The organism is Bradyrhizobium sp. 44, assembly GCF_023073095.1.
Classification (GTDB): Bacteria; Pseudomonadota; Alphaproteobacteria; order Rhizobiales; family Xanthobacteraceae; genus Bradyrhizobium.
Map to the genome: position 1 here is coordinate 335,451 of NZ_JADPIY010000004.1, position 15,632 is coordinate 351,082.

The 15,632-nt window shown below is 63.6% G+C and carries 13 protein-coding genes; 4 read left to right on the forward strand and 9 right to left on the reverse strand.

Annotated features, from left to right (window positions below):
- Positions 1 to 58: 58 nt before the first annotated feature.
- Positions 59 to 1,219, reverse strand: a complete 1,161-nt coding sequence (gene hpnH / locus IVB41_RS01530; protein ID WP_027569013.1) for an adenosyl-hopene transferase HpnH — start codon at positions 1,217 to 1,219, stop codon at positions 59 to 61.
- A gap of 35 nt (positions 1,220 to 1,254) precedes the next feature.
- Complete coding sequence (gene ispH / locus IVB41_RS01535; RefSeq protein ID WP_027516858.1) at positions 1,255 to 2,181, reverse strand: 4-hydroxy-3-methylbut-2-enyl diphosphate reductase; 927 nt, start codon at positions 2,179 to 2,181, stop codon at positions 1,255 to 1,257.
- A gap of 459 nt (positions 2,182 to 2,640) precedes the next feature.
- On the opposite strand from ispH, the gene IVB41_RS01540 reads away from it, so the two are divergent.
- Entirely contained in the window at positions 2,641 to 5,229 is a 2,589-nt protein-coding gene (locus IVB41_RS01540; protein ID WP_027569015.1) for an MMPL family transporter, read from the forward strand.
- Here IVB41_RS01540 and IVB41_RS01545 read toward each other — a convergent pair.
- Complete coding sequence (locus IVB41_RS01545) at positions 5,197 to 5,829, reverse strand: DUF2147 domain-containing protein (RefSeq protein ID WP_247426047.1); 633 nt, start codon at positions 5,827 to 5,829, stop codon at positions 5,197 to 5,199. The two genes, IVB41_RS01540 and IVB41_RS01545, sit on opposite strands and share 33 nt — an antisense overlap.
- A 141-nt stretch (positions 5,830 to 5,970) precedes the next feature.
- Here IVB41_RS01545 and hpnO point away from each other — a divergent pair, with 141 nt between their 5' ends.
- Positions 5,971 to 7,362 (forward strand): aminobacteriohopanetriol synthase HpnO, encoded by a 1,392-nt coding sequence (gene hpnO / locus IVB41_RS01550; protein ID WP_247426049.1) that lies wholly within the window; start codon positions 5,971 to 5,973, stop codon positions 7,360 to 7,362.
- 115 nt (positions 7,363 to 7,477) lie between these two features.
- Positions 7,478 to 7,882, forward strand: a complete 405-nt coding sequence (locus IVB41_RS01555) for a GFA family protein (RefSeq protein WP_247288711.1) — start codon at positions 7,478 to 7,480, stop codon at positions 7,880 to 7,882.
- A gap of 15 nt (positions 7,883 to 7,897) precedes the next feature.
- Here IVB41_RS01555 and IVB41_RS01560 read toward each other — a convergent pair whose 3' ends face one another.
- The 5 genes from IVB41_RS01560 to IVB41_RS01580 form a co-directional block, all read right to left on the reverse strand.
- Positions 7,898 to 8,665, reverse strand: a complete 768-nt coding sequence (locus tag IVB41_RS01560; protein WP_247426052.1) for an anti-sigma factor — start codon at positions 8,663 to 8,665, stop codon at positions 7,898 to 7,900.
- On the reverse strand, positions 8,662 to 9,210 hold the full coding sequence (locus IVB41_RS01565; protein ID WP_247288712.1) for a sigma-70 family RNA polymerase sigma factor: 549 nt from the start codon (positions 9,208 to 9,210) through the stop codon (positions 8,662 to 8,664). Before IVB41_RS01565 ends, IVB41_RS01560 begins: the two co-directional genes overlap by 4 nt.
- A 157-nt stretch (positions 9,211 to 9,367) precedes the next feature.
- Positions 9,368 to 9,703, reverse strand: a complete 336-nt coding sequence (locus IVB41_RS01570; protein WP_027569019.1) for a cupredoxin family copper-binding protein — start codon at positions 9,701 to 9,703, stop codon at positions 9,368 to 9,370.
- Between the two features lie 23 nt (positions 9,704 to 9,726).
- On the reverse strand, positions 9,727 to 10,671 hold the full coding sequence (locus IVB41_RS01575) for a metallophosphoesterase (protein WP_247426054.1): 945 nt from the start codon (positions 10,669 to 10,671) through the stop codon (positions 9,727 to 9,729).
- A gap of 188 nt (positions 10,672 to 10,859) precedes the next feature.
- The gene (locus IVB41_RS01580) at positions 10,860 to 12,479 is read right to left on the reverse strand and encodes a GMC family oxidoreductase (RefSeq protein ID WP_247426057.1); all 1,620 of its coding nucleotides are present in this window, start codon (positions 12,477 to 12,479) and stop codon (positions 10,860 to 10,862) included.
- Between the two features lie 200 nt (positions 12,480 to 12,679).
- Here IVB41_RS01580 and IVB41_RS01585 point away from each other — a divergent pair, with 200 nt between their 5' ends.
- The gene (locus tag IVB41_RS01585) at positions 12,680 to 13,852 is read left to right on the forward strand and encodes a M20 aminoacylase family protein (RefSeq protein WP_247426059.1); all 1,173 of its coding nucleotides are present in this window, start codon (positions 12,680 to 12,682) and stop codon (positions 13,850 to 13,852) included.
- 78 nt (positions 13,853 to 13,930) lie between these two features.
- On the opposite strand, the gene IVB41_RS01590 is transcribed toward IVB41_RS01585, so the two are convergent.
- Complete coding sequence (locus IVB41_RS01590; protein WP_247426061.1) at positions 13,931 to 15,559, reverse strand: inorganic phosphate transporter; 1,629 nt, start codon at positions 15,557 to 15,559, stop codon at positions 13,931 to 13,933.
- Positions 15,560 to 15,632 lie beyond the last annotated feature (73 nt).

Consider the following 15,632-nt stretch of genomic DNA (forward strand, 5'->3'; position numbering starts at 1 on the left):
ACGCGGAGGACCGTCCCGGATTTCGCTTGCGCTCCATCCGGGCTACAGGGCATCGCGCTTACGCGGCGGTCGAAGCCTTCCGTGCCGCCTTCTCCTGCGCGGCGGCGGCCTCGTCCTTGCGGATCTCCGACAGGCGCTTCTGCACTTCCGCCGAGAAGATGTACTGCGCCGGGCGCTGCTTGCTCATGTCGATCTCGGGGGCCATAGGGCCCGTGGTCCTGACGCCGCGCAGCGACACCCACATCGCCTTCAGCGGGTTGTTGATGGCTGCGGTCGCCGCCGTCGGTTCGTAGCCGCAATGGGCCATGCAGTCGGCGCACTTCTCGTACTTGCCGGTGCCGTAGGTTTCCCAATCGGTGGTGTCCATCAGTTCCTTGAAGGTTTTGGCGTAGCCTTCACCGAGCAGATAGCAGGGTTTCTGCCAGCCGAAGATGTTGCGCGCGGGCATGCCCCAGGGCGTGCACTCGTATTCCTGGTTGCCGGCGAGGAAGTCGAGGAACAGGCCGGAATGCATGAAATTCCACTTCTTGCCCTTGCCCATCGCGAAGACGTCGCGGAACAGCTTCTTGGTCTTGGTGCGGTTGAGGAAGTGCTCCTGGTCGGGCGCGCGCTCATAGGCGTAGCCGGGCGACATCGAGACGCCGACACCGAGCTCGACGGTGAGGTCGAGGAATTTCGCGATCTCCTCGGCCGGATGGCCGTCGAAGATGGTGGCGTTGACGTTGACGGTGAAGCCGCGGGCCTTGGCCGCCTTGATCGCGGAGACGGCGCGGTCGAACACACCCTTCTGCGACACGGCCTTGTCGTGGTGCTCCTTCAGGCCGTCGAGATGCACGGAGAAGAACAGATAGGGCGAAGGCTCGAACAGATCGAGCTTCTTCTCGAGCAGCAGCGCGTTGGTGCAGAGCGAGACGAACTTCTTGCGCGCGACGAGGCCGCGCACGATCTCGCCGATCTCCTTGTGGATCAGCGGCTCGCCGCCGGGAATGGCGACCATCGGCGCGCCGCACTCGTCGGCCGCGTCCCAGCACTCCTGTGCGGTCATGCGGCGGTTGAGGATCGCGTCCGGATAGTCGATCTTGCCGCAGCCGACGCAGGCGAGGTTGCAGCGAAACAGCGGTTCCAGCATCAGCACGAGCGGATAGCGCTTGCGGCCAAGCAGCTTCTGCTTGATCAAATAGCCGCCGATACGCATTTCCTTGAAGAAGGGGATAGCCATTACAAGTTTCTTTCTGGGCTTGAAATTCGGGTGGGTCAGCTCGCAGCCAGTTGGGCCGGAAGCCGGAATTCGATGTTTTCCTCGCGGCCCGGAAGCACCGAGACCTTGACCGGTCCGATCCGCCGCATCGCTTCGATCACGTCATCCACGAGTACCTCGGGCGCCGAAGCGCCGGCCGTGACGCCGACGATCCTGGCATCTTTCAACCACTCCGGATTGAGCGCGCTGCCGTCGGCAATCAGATAACTCGCGACACCGGCCTCAGTGCCGATTTCGCGGAGCCGGTTCGAATTCGAGCTATTGGCAGCGCCCACCACCAAGATCACGTCGACCAGCTTGCTCAAGTCCCTTACCGCAGATTGGCGGTTCTGTGTCGCATAGCAGATATCCCGGATATCCGGGCCTTGAATATCTGTAAAGCGGGCTTGCAGGGCCGAAATGATGTCTTTTGTGTCATCCACCGACAGGGTGGTCTGGGTGATATAGGCCACTGGCGTATCCGCCGGCAGCTCAAGGGCCTTAACCTCTTCAACGCTTTGGACCAGCAGTACGGGGGCGGGAACCTGGCCCATCGTACCCTCGACCTCGGGGTGGCCGGCATGGCCGATCAGGATCAGGGTGCGGCCCCTGGCGATGTAGCGCTTCCCCTGATTGTGAACTTTCGTGACCAAGGGGCAGGTGGCATTGAGCACCGGAAGGTCGCGCGCAGCGGCCTCTTCCTCGACGCTCCGGGCGACGCCATGGGCGCTGAAGACCGTCACGGCCTTGGGCGGCACCTCCGACAGCTCCTCGACGAAGATCGCACCTTTGTTTTTCAGGCTCTCGACGACGTACTTGTTGTGCACGATCTCATGGCGCACGTAGACGGGCGGGCCGTACTTCTCCAGCGCCCGTTCCACGATCTCGATCGCACGCACCACTCCCGCGCAAAAGCCGCGCGGTTGCGCCAGATAAACTTCCATTGGACGCCCATCACGCAAGTTGCACCAATCCGCTCTCAAGTTCAGGGGACACCCCGATACGAACCAATGAGTTGCAATATCCGCACCATGGGTTCGCGCACGCGGTAGCCGCCCACCCCTGCCGGGCCCCGGTGCATGGAGGCGCAGTACTTTGTGTCAAAAAATCGGCAGTAAGGAAAGGTGGAATGAACTTTGGTTCCGTGCCGGATCAGTTTCGCGGTATTATAGTAGAGAATGCCCGTGGCAGCGAAGTGGCGACATTTGTGCGCACGCTTCGTCACTTTCCCGCCTCAACTCCTCGGCTATACCGACGGCCCGCATGATTTTGCCATGGTCTTCCGCCGTTTACCTCGAACCTTCTGACGGCGATAACCACTCAAAACAGCAATAGGTTTCGGCCGGGAACTCCGTTAAACAGCGGGCGTTTCCGGCAAGCTGTTAACCGCAGAAAGAAAAGTAGTGCTGCAAAGCGTCGTCGTTGCCATCGTCAGGGCCTGCACCCGGTTTGCCTCCCTCGTCGTCGTTCTCGGGCTCCTGCTGGCGGTGGGGGCGGGCTATTACACGTCCCAGCATTTCGCCATCAACACCGACATCAATTCGCTGATTGCCCAAAATCTGGACTGGCGCCAACGCGACCAGCAGTTCGATCGCGCCTTCGACCGCGATGCGACGATTACGGCGGTGGTCGAAGCCAAGACGCCGGAGATGGCGACCGCGGCGTCGGACGCGCTGTATGCCAAGCTGAAGGACAACAAGACCGAATTCCAGTCGATGCAGCAGCTCGGCACCGGCGAGTTCTTCGAAAAGAATGGTCTGTTGTTCCTGCCGACAGAGGAAGTCGCCAAGGTCACCGGCCAGTTCGAATCCGCCGCGCCGCTGATCGAGATCATGGCGGGCGATCCCTCGATCCGTGGCCTGACCGGCGCGCTGGAAACAGGACTTGCCGGCGTCAAGCGCGGGCAGGTCAAGCTCGACAACACCGAACGGCCCTTCAACCAGATCGCGCAAACGGTCGAGACCGTACTCAACAAGGGCAATGCGACGTTCTCCTGGCGCCAGCTCGTCAGTGACGAGCCGCTGACGGATTCGGACAAGCGCGCCTTCATCGAGTTCAAGCCGATCCTCGACTACAACGCACTGGAGCCCGGCAAGGGCGCCACCGATGCGATCCGCAAGGCCGCAGCCGATCTGGATTTTGCCACCAAATACCAGGCGCGGGTCCGGCTGACTGGACCGGTCCCGATCGCCAACGAGGAATATGCAACCGTCCAGGAAGGCGCCGTCGTCAACGGCATCGGCACGGTCCTCGTCGTGCTGCTCATCCTGTGGCTGGCGCTGCATTCGGCGAAGATCATCTTCGCGGTGTTCGTCAATCTCTTCGTAGGTCTTGCGCTGACAACCGCCGCCGGCCTAATGATGGTGGGCTCGCTCAATTTGCTGTCGATCGCGTTCGCCGTGCTGTTCGTCGGCCTCGGCGTCGATTTCGGCATTCAGTACAGCGTCCGCTATCGCTCCGAGCGCTACAAGCACAACGATCTCTCGGGGGCGCTGATCCTCGCTGCCAAGCGCTCGGCTATTCCGTTATCGCTGGCGGCAATGGCGACCGCGGCCGGCTTCCTCTGCTTCATCCCCACCGACTACAAGGGAATCGCCGAACTCGGCCAGATCGCCGGCGTCGGCATGCTGGTCGCGTTCCTCACCAGCATCACCGTGCTCCCGGCGATGCTGAAGCTGTTGAACCCGCCCGGTGAAAAAGAGCCGGTCGGCTATGCCTTCCTGGCGCCGCTCGATCACTTCCTGGAGAAGCACCGCGTGCTGGTCGTCGGTGGCACGATGTTTCTGGCGGTCGCCGGCCTGCCGCTGCTCTATTTCATGAAGTTCGACTTCAACCCGATGAACCTGCGCAACCCCAAGGCAGAGTCGATCGCGACCTTCCTCGATTTGCGCAAGGATCCCAACACCGGCGCCAATGCCATCAATGTGATGACCACGTCGGAAGAGCAGGCAAGGCAGGTGGAGGCAAAGCTGGAGAAGGTGCCGGAGGTGTTGCGCGTGATGTCGCTCAACAGCTTCGTTCCTGAAGACCAGCCGCCGAAGCTGAAGCTGCTCGCGCAGGGCGCCAAGGTGCTGAACCCCGCGCTCAATCCCGACCAGATCGACGCCGCGCCGTCGGACAAGGAAAACGTCGATGCGCTGAAATCCTCGGTCGACAATCTGCGCCGGACCGCAGGCGATGCGAAGGGCCCGGGAGCGGTCGCCTCGCGTCGGCTCGCGGACGCGCTGGAAAAGCTCGCCAATGGCGACGAGGCCACGCGGAACAAGGCGCAGGACGTGTTCGTCGCGCCGATGAAGATTGTGTTCGACCAGCTCCGGAACGCGATGCAGGCCGAGCCGGTCACCCTGAAGTCATTGCCGGCAGATCTCGTCAGCGCCTGGAAGAGCAAGGACGGCATCATCCGCGTCGAGGCGCTGCCGAAGGGCGATCCCAACGACAACGACACGCTGCGCAAATTTGCGGCGGCGGTACTCGTTGCCGAGCCGACCGCGATCGGCGGTCCGGTCTCGATCCTGAAATCCGGCGACACCGTGGTGAAGGCGTTCATCCATGCCGGAATCTATGCGCTGCTGGTGATCGGCCTGTTGCTGTGGGTCACGCTGCGCCGGTTCGTCGACGTGCTGATGACGCTGGTGCCGCTGCTGGTGGCCGGCGCGGTGACGCTCGAGATCTGCGTGCTGATCGGCTTGCCGCTCAACTTCGCCAATATCGTCGCGTTCCCGCTGCTGCTCGGCGTCGGCGTGGCCTTCAAGATCTACTATGTCGTGGCTTGGCGCTCGGGCAGGACAAACCTGCTCCAGACCAGCCTGACGCGCGCGATCTTTTTCAGCGCGCTGACAACGGCGACCGCGTTCGGCAGCCTTTGGCTGTCGAGCCATCCCGGCACGTCCAGCATGGGCAAGCTGCTCGCGCTGTCGCTGGTGACGACGCTTGCCGCCGTGCTGCTGTTTCAGCCCGCCCTAATGGGCAAACCCCGCAATCTCAGGGAGTAGGCAGATGTCGCCGACCTGGTCGGCGGCGCCCTTCTGACCGGGTTTGGCAGTGCCGGTGGCCTTCGGAGCTGCGGGCGCAGCCTGCGCCGCTGTAGCGCCCGTCGTTGCCGGGGCTTTCGGCGCCGCGCCGGTGGGCTTCGGCGCGCCTTTAGCCATGGCGTTGGCGGGGCTCAAGGGAATCGGGGGGCTGACCCGGGTCCAGGTCTCGCCACCGCACAGGAACCCCATCACGCAGCCCTTGATCTCGAGCTGGTCAGTGCCAACCGGCGTGATGGTCGCGCTGTAGAGCTGGCCGTCCTTGGCGTTGTAGACCTGACCTTCCCATTGATCGGCGCCGGGCTTCTTCTTCATGTCGATCAGGGTCGCCATGCCCAGCGTAGGGCGGGTCTTTTTCGACGCGTCCGGATTGTTCTCGTCGCGGCCACCGGGCTGTTTTTCCCAGGAAACCGCGCCCCACATGCTGCCATTGCATTGGGCGACACGAATGTTGGCGACGCCGTCGGCAACCCGCCAGTCGCCGGTCGGATCGGCGGCGAGCGCCGGGTTCAGGCAGGTGTAACCGCCAGCCAGTATTAGTCCGGTGTAAAGGGCTAAACGCATGATAGTTCCTTGGCAGTGCAACATGGTCTAAAGCTCTGCTTGCGAAGATGGTCCGAAAAAGGGCAAAAGGCCGCACAGATCGTTTTCAGCGACGTTCCGTTTTCAGTTGACGAGACGGCCCTCAACCGAAGTATGTAGCGGATGCACAGCCCAAATCCAGACATGTCTCAGCTGTTCGCGGACCGCCAGGCCCAGCGCAGCGCCCTGCATAATCGGCATCTGAACGAGCAGTTCGTTCGGGTCCTGAAGACCATCGGCTACGATGTCGGCTTCCAGAAGGGGCAGGGACAGTACCTCTACGACCGCGACGGGGCGCGCTATCTCGACCTCTTGTCCGGTTTTGGCGTGTTTGCGATCGGGCGCAATCATCCGGTCATGCGCGAGGCGCTCAAGAGCGTGCTCGATGCCGACCTGCCCAACCTTGTCCAGTTTGACGTCTCGGTGCTTGCCGGCGTGCTGGCCGAGCGGCTTTTGAAGTACGTCCCCTATCTCGACAAGGCGTTCTTCGCCAATTCCGGCGCCGAATGCGTCGAAGCGGCGATCAAGTTCGCCCGCGGCGCCACCGGCCGTCCGGGCATCGTCTATTGTGCCCACGGCTATCACGGCCTGACCTATGGCGCGCTGTCGCTGACGGGTGATTCGAACTTTCGCACCGGCTTCGAGCCGCTGCTGCCGGGCTGCACCTCGATCCCGTTCAACGATCTCGCCGCGCTCGAAGAGGCGCTGGCCTCGCGCGAGGTGGCGGCCTTCGTCGTCGAGCCGATCCAGGGCAAGGGCGTCAACATGCCCACCGACGAGTTCCTGCCGGGTGCGTCCGCGCTCTGCAAGAAATACGGCACGCTGTTCGTCGCCGACGAGATCCAGACCGGCATGGGCCGCACCGGCCGCTTCCTCGCGGTCGAGCACTGGAATGTCGAGCCCGACATGGTGCTGCTGTCGAAGTCGCTGTCCGGCGGCCATGTGCCGGTCGGCGCGGTGCTGACGCGCAAGAGCATCTTCGACAAGATCTTCAACCAGATGGACCGTGCAGTCGTGCACGGCTCGACTTTCTCCAAGAACGACCTGGCGATGGCCGCGGGCATCGCCACGCTCGACGTCATGGAGTCCGAGAAGCTGATCGAGTCCGCCGCCAAGCGCGGTGCCGAGCTGCGCCTCGCGCTCACGCGCATGGTGCCCGGCTACGAGCTGTTGAAGGAAGTCCGCGGCAAGGGTCTGATGATCGGCGTCGAGTTCGGTCCGCCGAAATCGCTGCGGCTGCGGGCGTCCTGGAACGTGCTGGAGGCGGCCAACAAGGGTCTGTTCTGCCAGCTCATCACCGTGCCGCTGTTCAAGGACCACAAGATCCTCACGCAGGTTGCCGGCCACGGCAGCCACACCATCAAGCTTCTGCCGCCGCTCACCATCACCGAGGAAGATTGCGGCTGGATCGAGCGCGCCTTCGACGACGTCATCGCCGGCAGCCACAAGGTCCCCGGCGCGATCTGGTCGCTCGGCAAAACGCTGGTGGACAACGCGGTGAGGCGATCGGCGTAAGGCCTGTGCTGCGGCCTGATGTCGCGACGTGCGACCTGCTGAAGCAGTCCGTCTCCCGAAATTCCAAATCGACGCTTATTTTCCGGCATTGACCTGACCGGGAGAGGAGTGGGCGATGCCTTTGACTGGCGGCTGTCATTGCGGCGCGATCCGCTACGAAGTCAACGGCGACATGATGGTGCACGCGCTCTGCCATTGCGCGGATTGCCGCCGCCACTCCGGGGCACCGATGGTCGGCTGGGCGATGTATTCGCTCAAAGCCGTCAAAGTCGTGCGCGGTCAGCCGAAGATCTATCAATCATCCGAACATGGACGACGTCACTTCTGTGCCGATTGCGGCACTGGGCTGTTCTACATCAACGAAAACCTGATGCCCGATATCATCGATATCCAGAGCGGGACCTATGATGACCCCGATGCCGTTCCGGCGACGATGCACATTCAGGTCGCCGAGCGGATTGGCTGGATGAAGCGGGCTCACGAACTGCCCGTCTTCGAACGATTTCCTCCGCTCGAATGACTGGATGCGCAGAGGCTAACCCTTCATCGCCGCCTCGAACTTGTCGACGAATTCGGCAAGCTCGTCGGGGGCGAGATCGCTGACGGCCCAGAAGTTCAGGCCGCGATTGCCCCAGCGCCGGCAGTTGAAGCCCTGCATGGTTTCGGTCTTGGGCGCGCGGTATTCCGCGTTCGATGTCTGCGACACGAACAAATTCACCACGTGCTGCCGGCGCTTGTAGACGACCGCACCGATGGCGCGGGCGTCGATATAGTCGAGCCGCCCTCCCACCAGCGTAAACCCTTGTGCGGTGAGGTCGATCACGGGCGGGGCGACGTCGAGCTTGCCGTTGAACCACGGCTTCACCGTGTGCTGGTCGGTCGAGACCACGTCGATGAGGTGGCCGGCCTGGAGCGAGCGCAGATGCGCGGAGACGACCTCCGACAGGATGCGCTGCTGGTCGTCCTGGCGCAGCACCAATGCAACGACGCCGGAGGCGGCGAGCGCCGAGACTGCCGAGCCCATCGCAAAGCCGCGCAGCACGGAGCGGCGGCTCGGCTGTTGGCGCTGCGGCTGCGGCTGCGGCTGCGGCAGCGAAGCCTCGATACGCGCGCGCAGGCTCGCCGGTGCGGTGTAGCGCAAATCGGCGTCCGCGAGCACGCGCTGCATGTCGCGTTGGGCCGAAAGCTCCGCAGCGCAGGCCGGGCAGCTCACGATATGGGCTTCGACCTCGCGCGCATGGCCGGCATCGAGCTCGTTGTCGAGCAGCGCGTGAAGCAGGATTCTTGCTTCGTCGCAGGTCATCTTGCTTGCTCCTCATCCGCCGTCCAGGCCGCGCGCAGCATGGCGCGGGCGCGGGCGAGGCGGGACATCACGGTGCCGACGGGCGCGCCGACGGCCTCGGCGATTTCGCGATAGGACAGGTTGTTGATCTCGCGCAGCACGAATGTTTCCTTGAACGGCTCGGCGAGCGCGTCGATCAGCTTGCGGATCGCGCCCGCATCGCGGCTGCGCAGCACTTCGGTCTCGGGACTGGCCTCGGTCTCCTGCCAGATCGGCGTCTGCTCGGCAGCGCCGGGCGTATCGTCGATCGCGCTGTGCCTGTGCGCGCGCCGTGCATATTCGGCATTGCAGACGTTACGCAGGATCGCGAACAGCCAGGGCTTCATCGCCGGTCCGCGATAGCTGTCGAAATGCTTCAGCGCGCGCAGATAGCACTCCTGCACCGCGTCCTCGGCATCGGAGGCATCACGCAAGAGATAGCGCGCGAGGGTGTAGACGTCGTCGAGATAGGGCAGCGCCGCCTCGCGGAAGCGTTGCGCCTTCTGCAAATCGTCGTTGGCGGGCATCGCTCCTCGCTTTGCCTCTTGCTCTGATCGTTGCTTCGTCTCGTCGTTGCTCGTTTCGTCCCTGTTCGTTTCGTCCCTGTGTGTGACCGAAGGCACACGAGCCCGGCCGGCGTGGGACCACCGGCCGGGCAAGACGTTGATGCCTTGGTTCGAGACGTTACTCAACCTTGATCATCCCCGTCATGTGCGGGTGCAGAGAACAAAAATATTTGTAGTCGCCCGCATTGGTGAAGGTGAACGAGAACTTGTCGTCAGTGTCCAGGGTCTTGGATCTGAACTTCCCGGCCGACACAACGGTATGGGGGATGTCGTCCCGGTTGGTCCAGGTCACGGTGGTGCCGACCTTGATCTTGAGCTCGGCCGGCTGGAAGACGAAATTGTCGATATGCACCTCCATGTCGTCGGCACGGGCGGTTGTGGCGGGTACCAGCATGGCCGCGGCCCAAGCGAGACCGAAGGCGACACCGAAGTCGCGGCGATTGAGAGTCTTCATTGTCAGCTTCCGTTAGCCCTGCATCAACCCTGGAGCGGCGTGTCGATGATCGCGAGCCGCTGCTCGTTCTGCTTGAAGTTGATGCTGGCAACGCCGAGCATCGCGCGGAGCTTTGCGTCCTCGACCTTCATCGGTCCGGGCGAGGGGGCAGCTCCCGGCGCCGGCTGCGGAAAGGCGGTGGAGCGTGCGGTGTGGAAGGTGACGTTGCCTTCGACCTTCTGCATCACCTGGTGAATGTGGCCGTTCAGCACGGTGACTGAACCAAAGCCCTTCACCTGTTCCAGCGCGCGGGCGCCGTCCTCAGTGCCCCAGCCCCATTCGGGGTAGACGGTCCAGAGCGGGATGTGGGCGAACAGCACGATCGGCGTCGATTTCGACTTGCCGCGCAGATCGTCCTCGAGCCAGGCGAGCTGCTCGGCACCGAGATTGCCGAGGCCTCCGGCCTTGAGGTCGACGACATTGACGAGGCCAATGAAGTGCACGCCGCTCGCGTCGAACGAATACCAGCCTGCGCCCTTGGTACCGCGGCCGTAGCGCTCGCGATAGAACTTCACGTCCTCGTCGAGGAAGTCATGCTCGCCGGGCACGTAATGCACGTCGAGCTTGCTCTGCGAGATGATGCGATCGGCATTGTCGAACTCGGCGGCCTTGGAGAGATGCGTGATGTCGCCAGTGTGGATCATGAAGGACGGCTTGACCGGCATCGCGTTGATCTTGTTGATGGCTTCCTCCAGCGTGCCAAGCGCGTTGGGATTGGCCGGCTTGTCGAAGCCGACATGGCTGTCGCTGATCTGGAGGAAGGTCATTCCGGGCGCGGCCGCGGTCGCGGCTTGCGCGGAATCGATGATGCCGAGCGAGCGCGGGACGCCACCGGTGATGGTCCAAAGCACCCCGGTGCCGGCCCAGGTCATGCATTCCAACACCTTGCGGCGGCTTAAGCCGTCCTCGCCGTGATCGTGTCCGCTCATCGCGCAGCTCCACTTCGCCCGGAATTGGGCTTCGGGGAGGTGATTGGGGGAGCGGGGGTGTTATTCCCGGACGCGATGACGTTTTCGTGAGGTGGTTGGACGCGTAGCCCGTATGGAGCGTAGCGGAATACGGGACCTATCGAGCGTCCTCTCCCTGGATTTCGCTACGCCCGATCAAGGCTACGCATTCACTTCGCATCCTCCAAAATCATCGCCGCACCCTTCTCGGCGATCATCGCGGTCGGCGTGTTGGTATTGCCCGACGTGATGGTCGGCATGATCGAGGCATCGACAATGCGAAGGCCGCCGAGACCGTAGAAGCGCAGGCGTTCGTCGACCACCGCCATCGGATCGCTTGCCGCGCCCATCTTCGCGGTGCCGACGGGGTGGAAGATGGTGGTGCCGATGTCGCCGGCGGCCTTCGCGAGCGAGGCATCGTCGTCGCCGACGGCGGGGCCGGGCAGATATTCGCTCGGGAGATATTTTGCCAGCGCCTTCTGCTGCATCAGGCGGCGGGTGGTGCGGATGGCGTCGGCGCCGACCTGGCGGTCATCATCCGTTGAAAGGTAATTAGGCGCGATGATGGGCTTCTCGTCCGGCGTCGCCGAACGCAGACGTACGGTGCCGCGCGAGGTCGGCTGGAGATTGCAGGCGCTCACCGTGATCGCGGGGAAGCGGTGCAGGGGATCGCCGAACTTGTCGAGCGACAGCGGTTGCACGTGAAACTGGATGTTGGCGCGTGTGCGCGTCGCATCGGAACGGGTGAAGATGCCGAGCTGCGACGGCGCCATGGTCAGCGGCCCGCGGCGGCGGAAGGCGTAGTCCAGGCCCATCAGGCCGCGTCGAACCAGATTGTAATAGGTCTCGTTCAGGGTGCGCACGCCCTCGACCTTGTAGATCGCGCGCTGCTGGAGATGGTCCTGCAGATTGCGGCCGACGCCGGGCTTATCCATCACGATGTCGATGCCGAGCGGTGACAGCCAGTCGGCAGGTCCGATGCCGGAGCGATGCAGCACCTGCACCGAACCGATCGCGCCTGCCGAGAGGACCACCTCGCGTTTCGCACGCGTCTCGAAGATCTCGCCATTCTGGATGAAGCGCACGCCGACGGCGCGGCCCTGTTCGATGATCAGACGGTCGACCAGCACATGCTTTTCGAGCCGCAGGTTCGGGCGGTTCAATACCGGCTTGAGGAAGCCGCGCGCCGACGACCAGCGCCGGCCGCGCTTCTGATTGACGTGGAAATAGCTGGTGCCTTCGTTGTCGCCGGTATTGAAATCCGGGATGCGCTTGATGCCCATCTCCTCGGCCGCGTCGCCCACGGCATCAAGGACGTCCCAGGACAGCCGCGGCGCCTCGATGCGCCAGCCGCCGCCGGCGCCGTGATGCTCACTCGCGCCGAGGAAGTGATCCTCGAGCCGTTTGAACAGCGGCAGCACGTCGTCGTAACCCCAGCCGGTCATGCCGAGCTGGCGCCAGTGATCGTAATCGGCGGCCTGTCCACGCATCGAGATCATGGCATTGATCGCCGAAGAGCCGCCGATCACCTTGCCACGGGGATAGGCGAGCGAGCGGCCGTTCAGCCCGGGCTCGGCCTCGGTCTTGAACATCCAGTCCGAGCGCGGATTGCCGATAGCGAAGAGATAGCCGACGGGAATGTGGAACCAGATCCAGTTGTCGTCGCCGCCGGCTTCGAGGACGAGGACGCGATTGCTGGAAACGGCGGACAGCCGGTTGGCGAGGATGCAGCCCGCCGTTCCGGCACCAACGACAATGTAGTCAAACTCACCTTCGAGCCGCCTTGGCATTCTGCTTCCACCCAACGGGCGTCATGCCCGGGCTTGTCCGGGGCATCCACGCGCTTTCCGTTCTAATAGTCAGACGTGGATGGCCGGGACAAGCCCGGCCATGATGAGAGGACAGAGCTACCCGGAGCCCCCGCCAGTTGGGTGGACTGGTGCTTGCATGGTAGACAGGCCTGCATTTTCAACAAAGTTTGAGACCCTCCATGCCCATCGTGAACCGCGTCGCCGACCTTCAACCCGATATTCAGGCCTGGCGCCGGGACATCCACCAGCATCCGGAGCTGCTCTATGACGTCCACCGCACCGCAGCATTCGTCGCGGACCGCCTGCGCGAATTCGGCTGCGATGAGGTCGTGACGGGCATCGGCCAGACCGGCGTGGTCGGCGTGATCAAGGGCAGCAAGCCGGCCGCCGAGGGCCTCAAGGCCATCGGCCTGCGTGCCGACATGGATGCGCTGCCGGTCGAGGAACAGACCAACCTGCCTTACGCTTCGAAGACCCCGGGCAAGATGCACGCCTGCGGCCATGACGGCCACACTGCGATGCTGCTCGGTGCTGCGCGTTATCTCGCCGAGACCCGCAACTTCGCCGGCGATGCGGTGGTGATCTTCCAGCCGGCCGAGGAGGGTGGCGCCGGCGGCTTGGCCATGGTCAAGGACGGAATGATGGAGCGCTTCGGCATCGAGCAGGTCTACGGCATGCACAACGGCCCGGGCATTCCGGTGGGCTCGTTCGCGATCCGGCCGGGTCCGATCATGGCGGCGACCGACGAGGTCGATATCATGATCGAAGGCCTGGGCGGCCATGCCGCGCGGCCGCACAAATGTGTCGATTCCGTTCTGGTCGGCGCACAGGTGATCACGGCGCTGCAGTCGATCGTCGCGCGCAGCGTCGATCCGCTGGAATCGGCCGTGATCTCGATTTGCGAGTTCCACGCGGGCAATGCCCGCAACGTGATCCCGCAAACCGCGACACTGAGGGGCACCATCCGCACGCTGTCGCCGGAGGTGCGCAAGCTGGTCGAGAAGCGCGTGCACGAGGTCGTGGCGGGTGTGGCGCAGATCACCGGCGCCAAGATCGACCTGCGCTACCAGCGGAATTATCCCGTGGTGAACAACCACGCCGCGGAGACCGAGATTGCGCGTCGCATCGCGGGGCAAGTTGCGGGCGAGGCCAACGTGCTCGAGATGTCGCCGCTGATGGGCGGCGAGGATTTCGCCTATATGCTGGAGGCGCGCCCCGGCGCGTTCATCTTCTGCGGCAACGGCGACAGCGCCGGTCTGCATCACCCCGCCTACAATTTCGACGACGAGGCGATCGTCTACGGCACGTCGTACTGGGTCAAGCTGGTCGAGCAATCGCTCGCGGCGTCGTAAGGTCAAGTCGAAAGCACAAACGAAAAGGGCCCGCGCATCGCACGGGCCCTTTGTCTTCGAGTGACGCGATGATCGGCTTCAGAAGATCCGCGAGAAGATCACGTACAGCGTGCTCGACAACAGGATAGCGACGGGCAAGGTCAGCACCCAGGCCATCACCATGTTCCTGATGGTGGCGACCTGGAGACCCGAACCGTTCGCGGCCATGGTGCCGGCGACGCCGGACGACAGCACGTGGGTGGTCGAGACCGGCAGGCCGAACACGTCGGCGGCGCCGATCGTGGCGGCGGCGACGAGCTCGGCGGAGGCACCCTGCGCGTAGGTGAGATGGGTCTTGCCGATCTTCTCGCCGACGGTGACGACGATGCGCTTCCAGCCGATCATGGTGCCGAGGCCGAGCGCGATCGCGACGGCCACTTTCACCCAGGTCGGGATGAACTTGGTCGCGCTGTCGAGGCCGCCCTTGTAGGCGTTCAAGGTCGCGACCTCTTCCTTGCTAAGGTCATTTTCCTTGTCCTTCATCAGGAAGCGGATCGCTTCCGAGGTCAGGTACATGTCGTTGCGGGTGTTGCCGACGACTTCCGCCGGCACCTTGTTCAGCGAACCGTATTTCGCGACCTGCTCGCCGACATCCTTCACCAGCACTGACAGAGAAGGATAGGTGCCTTCGCTGATGTGATGCGAGGTGACGTACTGCGTCACCGCAGGGCGGGGATCGCCGATGATCGCATGACCGGCGCCCTTGGCCGCAACCACCTTGGAGGCGGCATCCGAGACCTTCGCGAACTGGGCGACTTGCGACTCCGGCAATGCGCGGTTGAGCGCGTAGGCCGTGGGCACGGTGCCGATCAGGATCAGCATGATCAGGCCCATGCCCTTCTGGCCGTCGTTCGAACCGTGGGCGAAGCTGACGCCGGTGCAGGTCAGGATCAGCAGGCCGCGAATCCAGATCGGCGGGGCTTTATTACCCTCAGGGGCGGCATAGAGCGCTGGGTTCTTGACGATCAGCTTGAGCAGCAGCAGCAGGCCGGCGGCGCAGACGAAGCCAACCAGCGGCGACAGCAACAGCGCATAGCCGATCTCGGTGGCCTTGCCCCAGTCCACGCCCGAGGTACCGTCGCGGCCGCGCATCAGCGCGTTCGCGACGCCGACGCCGATGATCGAGCCGATGAGCGTATGCGAGGAGGAGGCCGGCAGGCCGAAATACCAGGTGCCGAGGTTCCAAAGGATCGCGGCGATCAGTAGCGCGAACACCATCGCGAAACCGGCGCTGGAGCCGACCTGGAGGATCAGCTCGACGGGCAGCAGCGAGACGATGCCGAAGGCCACGGCGCCAGACGAGAGCAGCACGCCGAGAAAGTTGAAGAAGCCTGACCACATCACCGCGACCTCGGCCGGCAGCGAATGGGTGTAGATCACGGTCGCTACCGCGTTGGCGGTGTCGTGGAAGCCGTTGACGAATTCGAAGCCGAGCGCGATCAGGAGGGCGACGATAAGAAGGATATAGGGCAGGTAGCTCGTGATCCGCGTGCCGGTCGCATCGACATCCGAATAGATGCTGTAGGCCACATAGAGCAGGCCCGCGGCGAGGATGCCGAAGAACAGGATCAGTGTCAGCGGATTGAAGCCCTTGTCGAGATTTGGCCGCGAGGCCGGCTGGATCGGCGCGGGATCGGCTACCGCGCGGTCGAATGCAACATCGGTCATGTCTGGACGCCCCTTAACTTTCTGTAAGGGCTATTGTCCCCGATGGATTTGAAGGCTGGATGACAGGACGGCA

Bases quoted from the DNA above. Each gene is read 5' to 3' on its own strand.
- hpnH (WP_027569013.1), bottom strand. From the start codon at position 1,219: ATGGCTATCCCCTTCTTCAAGGAAATGCGTATCGGCGGCTATTTGATC.
- ispH (WP_027516858.1), bottom strand. From the start codon at position 2,181: ATGGAAGTTTATCTGGCGCAACCGCGCGGCTTTTGCGCGGGAGTGGTG.
- IVB41_RS01545 (WP_247426047.1), bottom strand. From the start codon at position 5,829: ATGCGTTTAGCCCTTTACACCGGACTAATACTGGCTGGCGGTTACACC.
- hpnO (WP_247426049.1), top strand. From the start codon at position 5,971: ATGCACAGCCCAAATCCAGACATGTCTCAGCTGTTCGCGGACCGCCAG.
- IVB41_RS01555 (WP_247288711.1), top strand. From the start codon at position 7,478: ATGCCTTTGACTGGCGGCTGTCATTGCGGCGCGATCCGCTACGAAGTC.
- IVB41_RS01560 (WP_247426052.1), bottom strand. From the start codon at position 8,665: ATGACCTGCGACGAAGCAAGAATCCTGCTTCACGCGCTGCTCGACAAC.
- IVB41_RS01565 (WP_247288712.1), bottom strand. From the start codon at position 9,210: ATGCCCGCCAACGACGATTTGCAGAAGGCGCAACGCTTCCGCGAGGCG.
- IVB41_RS01570 (WP_027569019.1), bottom strand. From the start codon at position 9,703: ATGAAGACTCTCAATCGCCGCGACTTCGGTGTCGCCTTCGGTCTCGCT.
- IVB41_RS01575 (WP_247426054.1), bottom strand. From the start codon at position 10,671: ATGAGCGGACACGATCACGGCGAGGACGGCTTAAGCCGCCGCAAGGTG.
- IVB41_RS01580 (WP_247426057.1), bottom strand. From the start codon at position 12,479: ATGCCAAGGCGGCTCGAAGGTGAGTTTGACTACATTGTCGTTGGTGCC.
- IVB41_RS01585 (WP_247426059.1), top strand. From the start codon at position 12,680: ATGCCCATCGTGAACCGCGTCGCCGACCTTCAACCCGATATTCAGGCC.
- IVB41_RS01590 (WP_247426061.1), bottom strand. From the start codon at position 15,559: ATGACCGATGTTGCATTCGACCGCGCGGTAGCCGATCCCGCGCCGATC.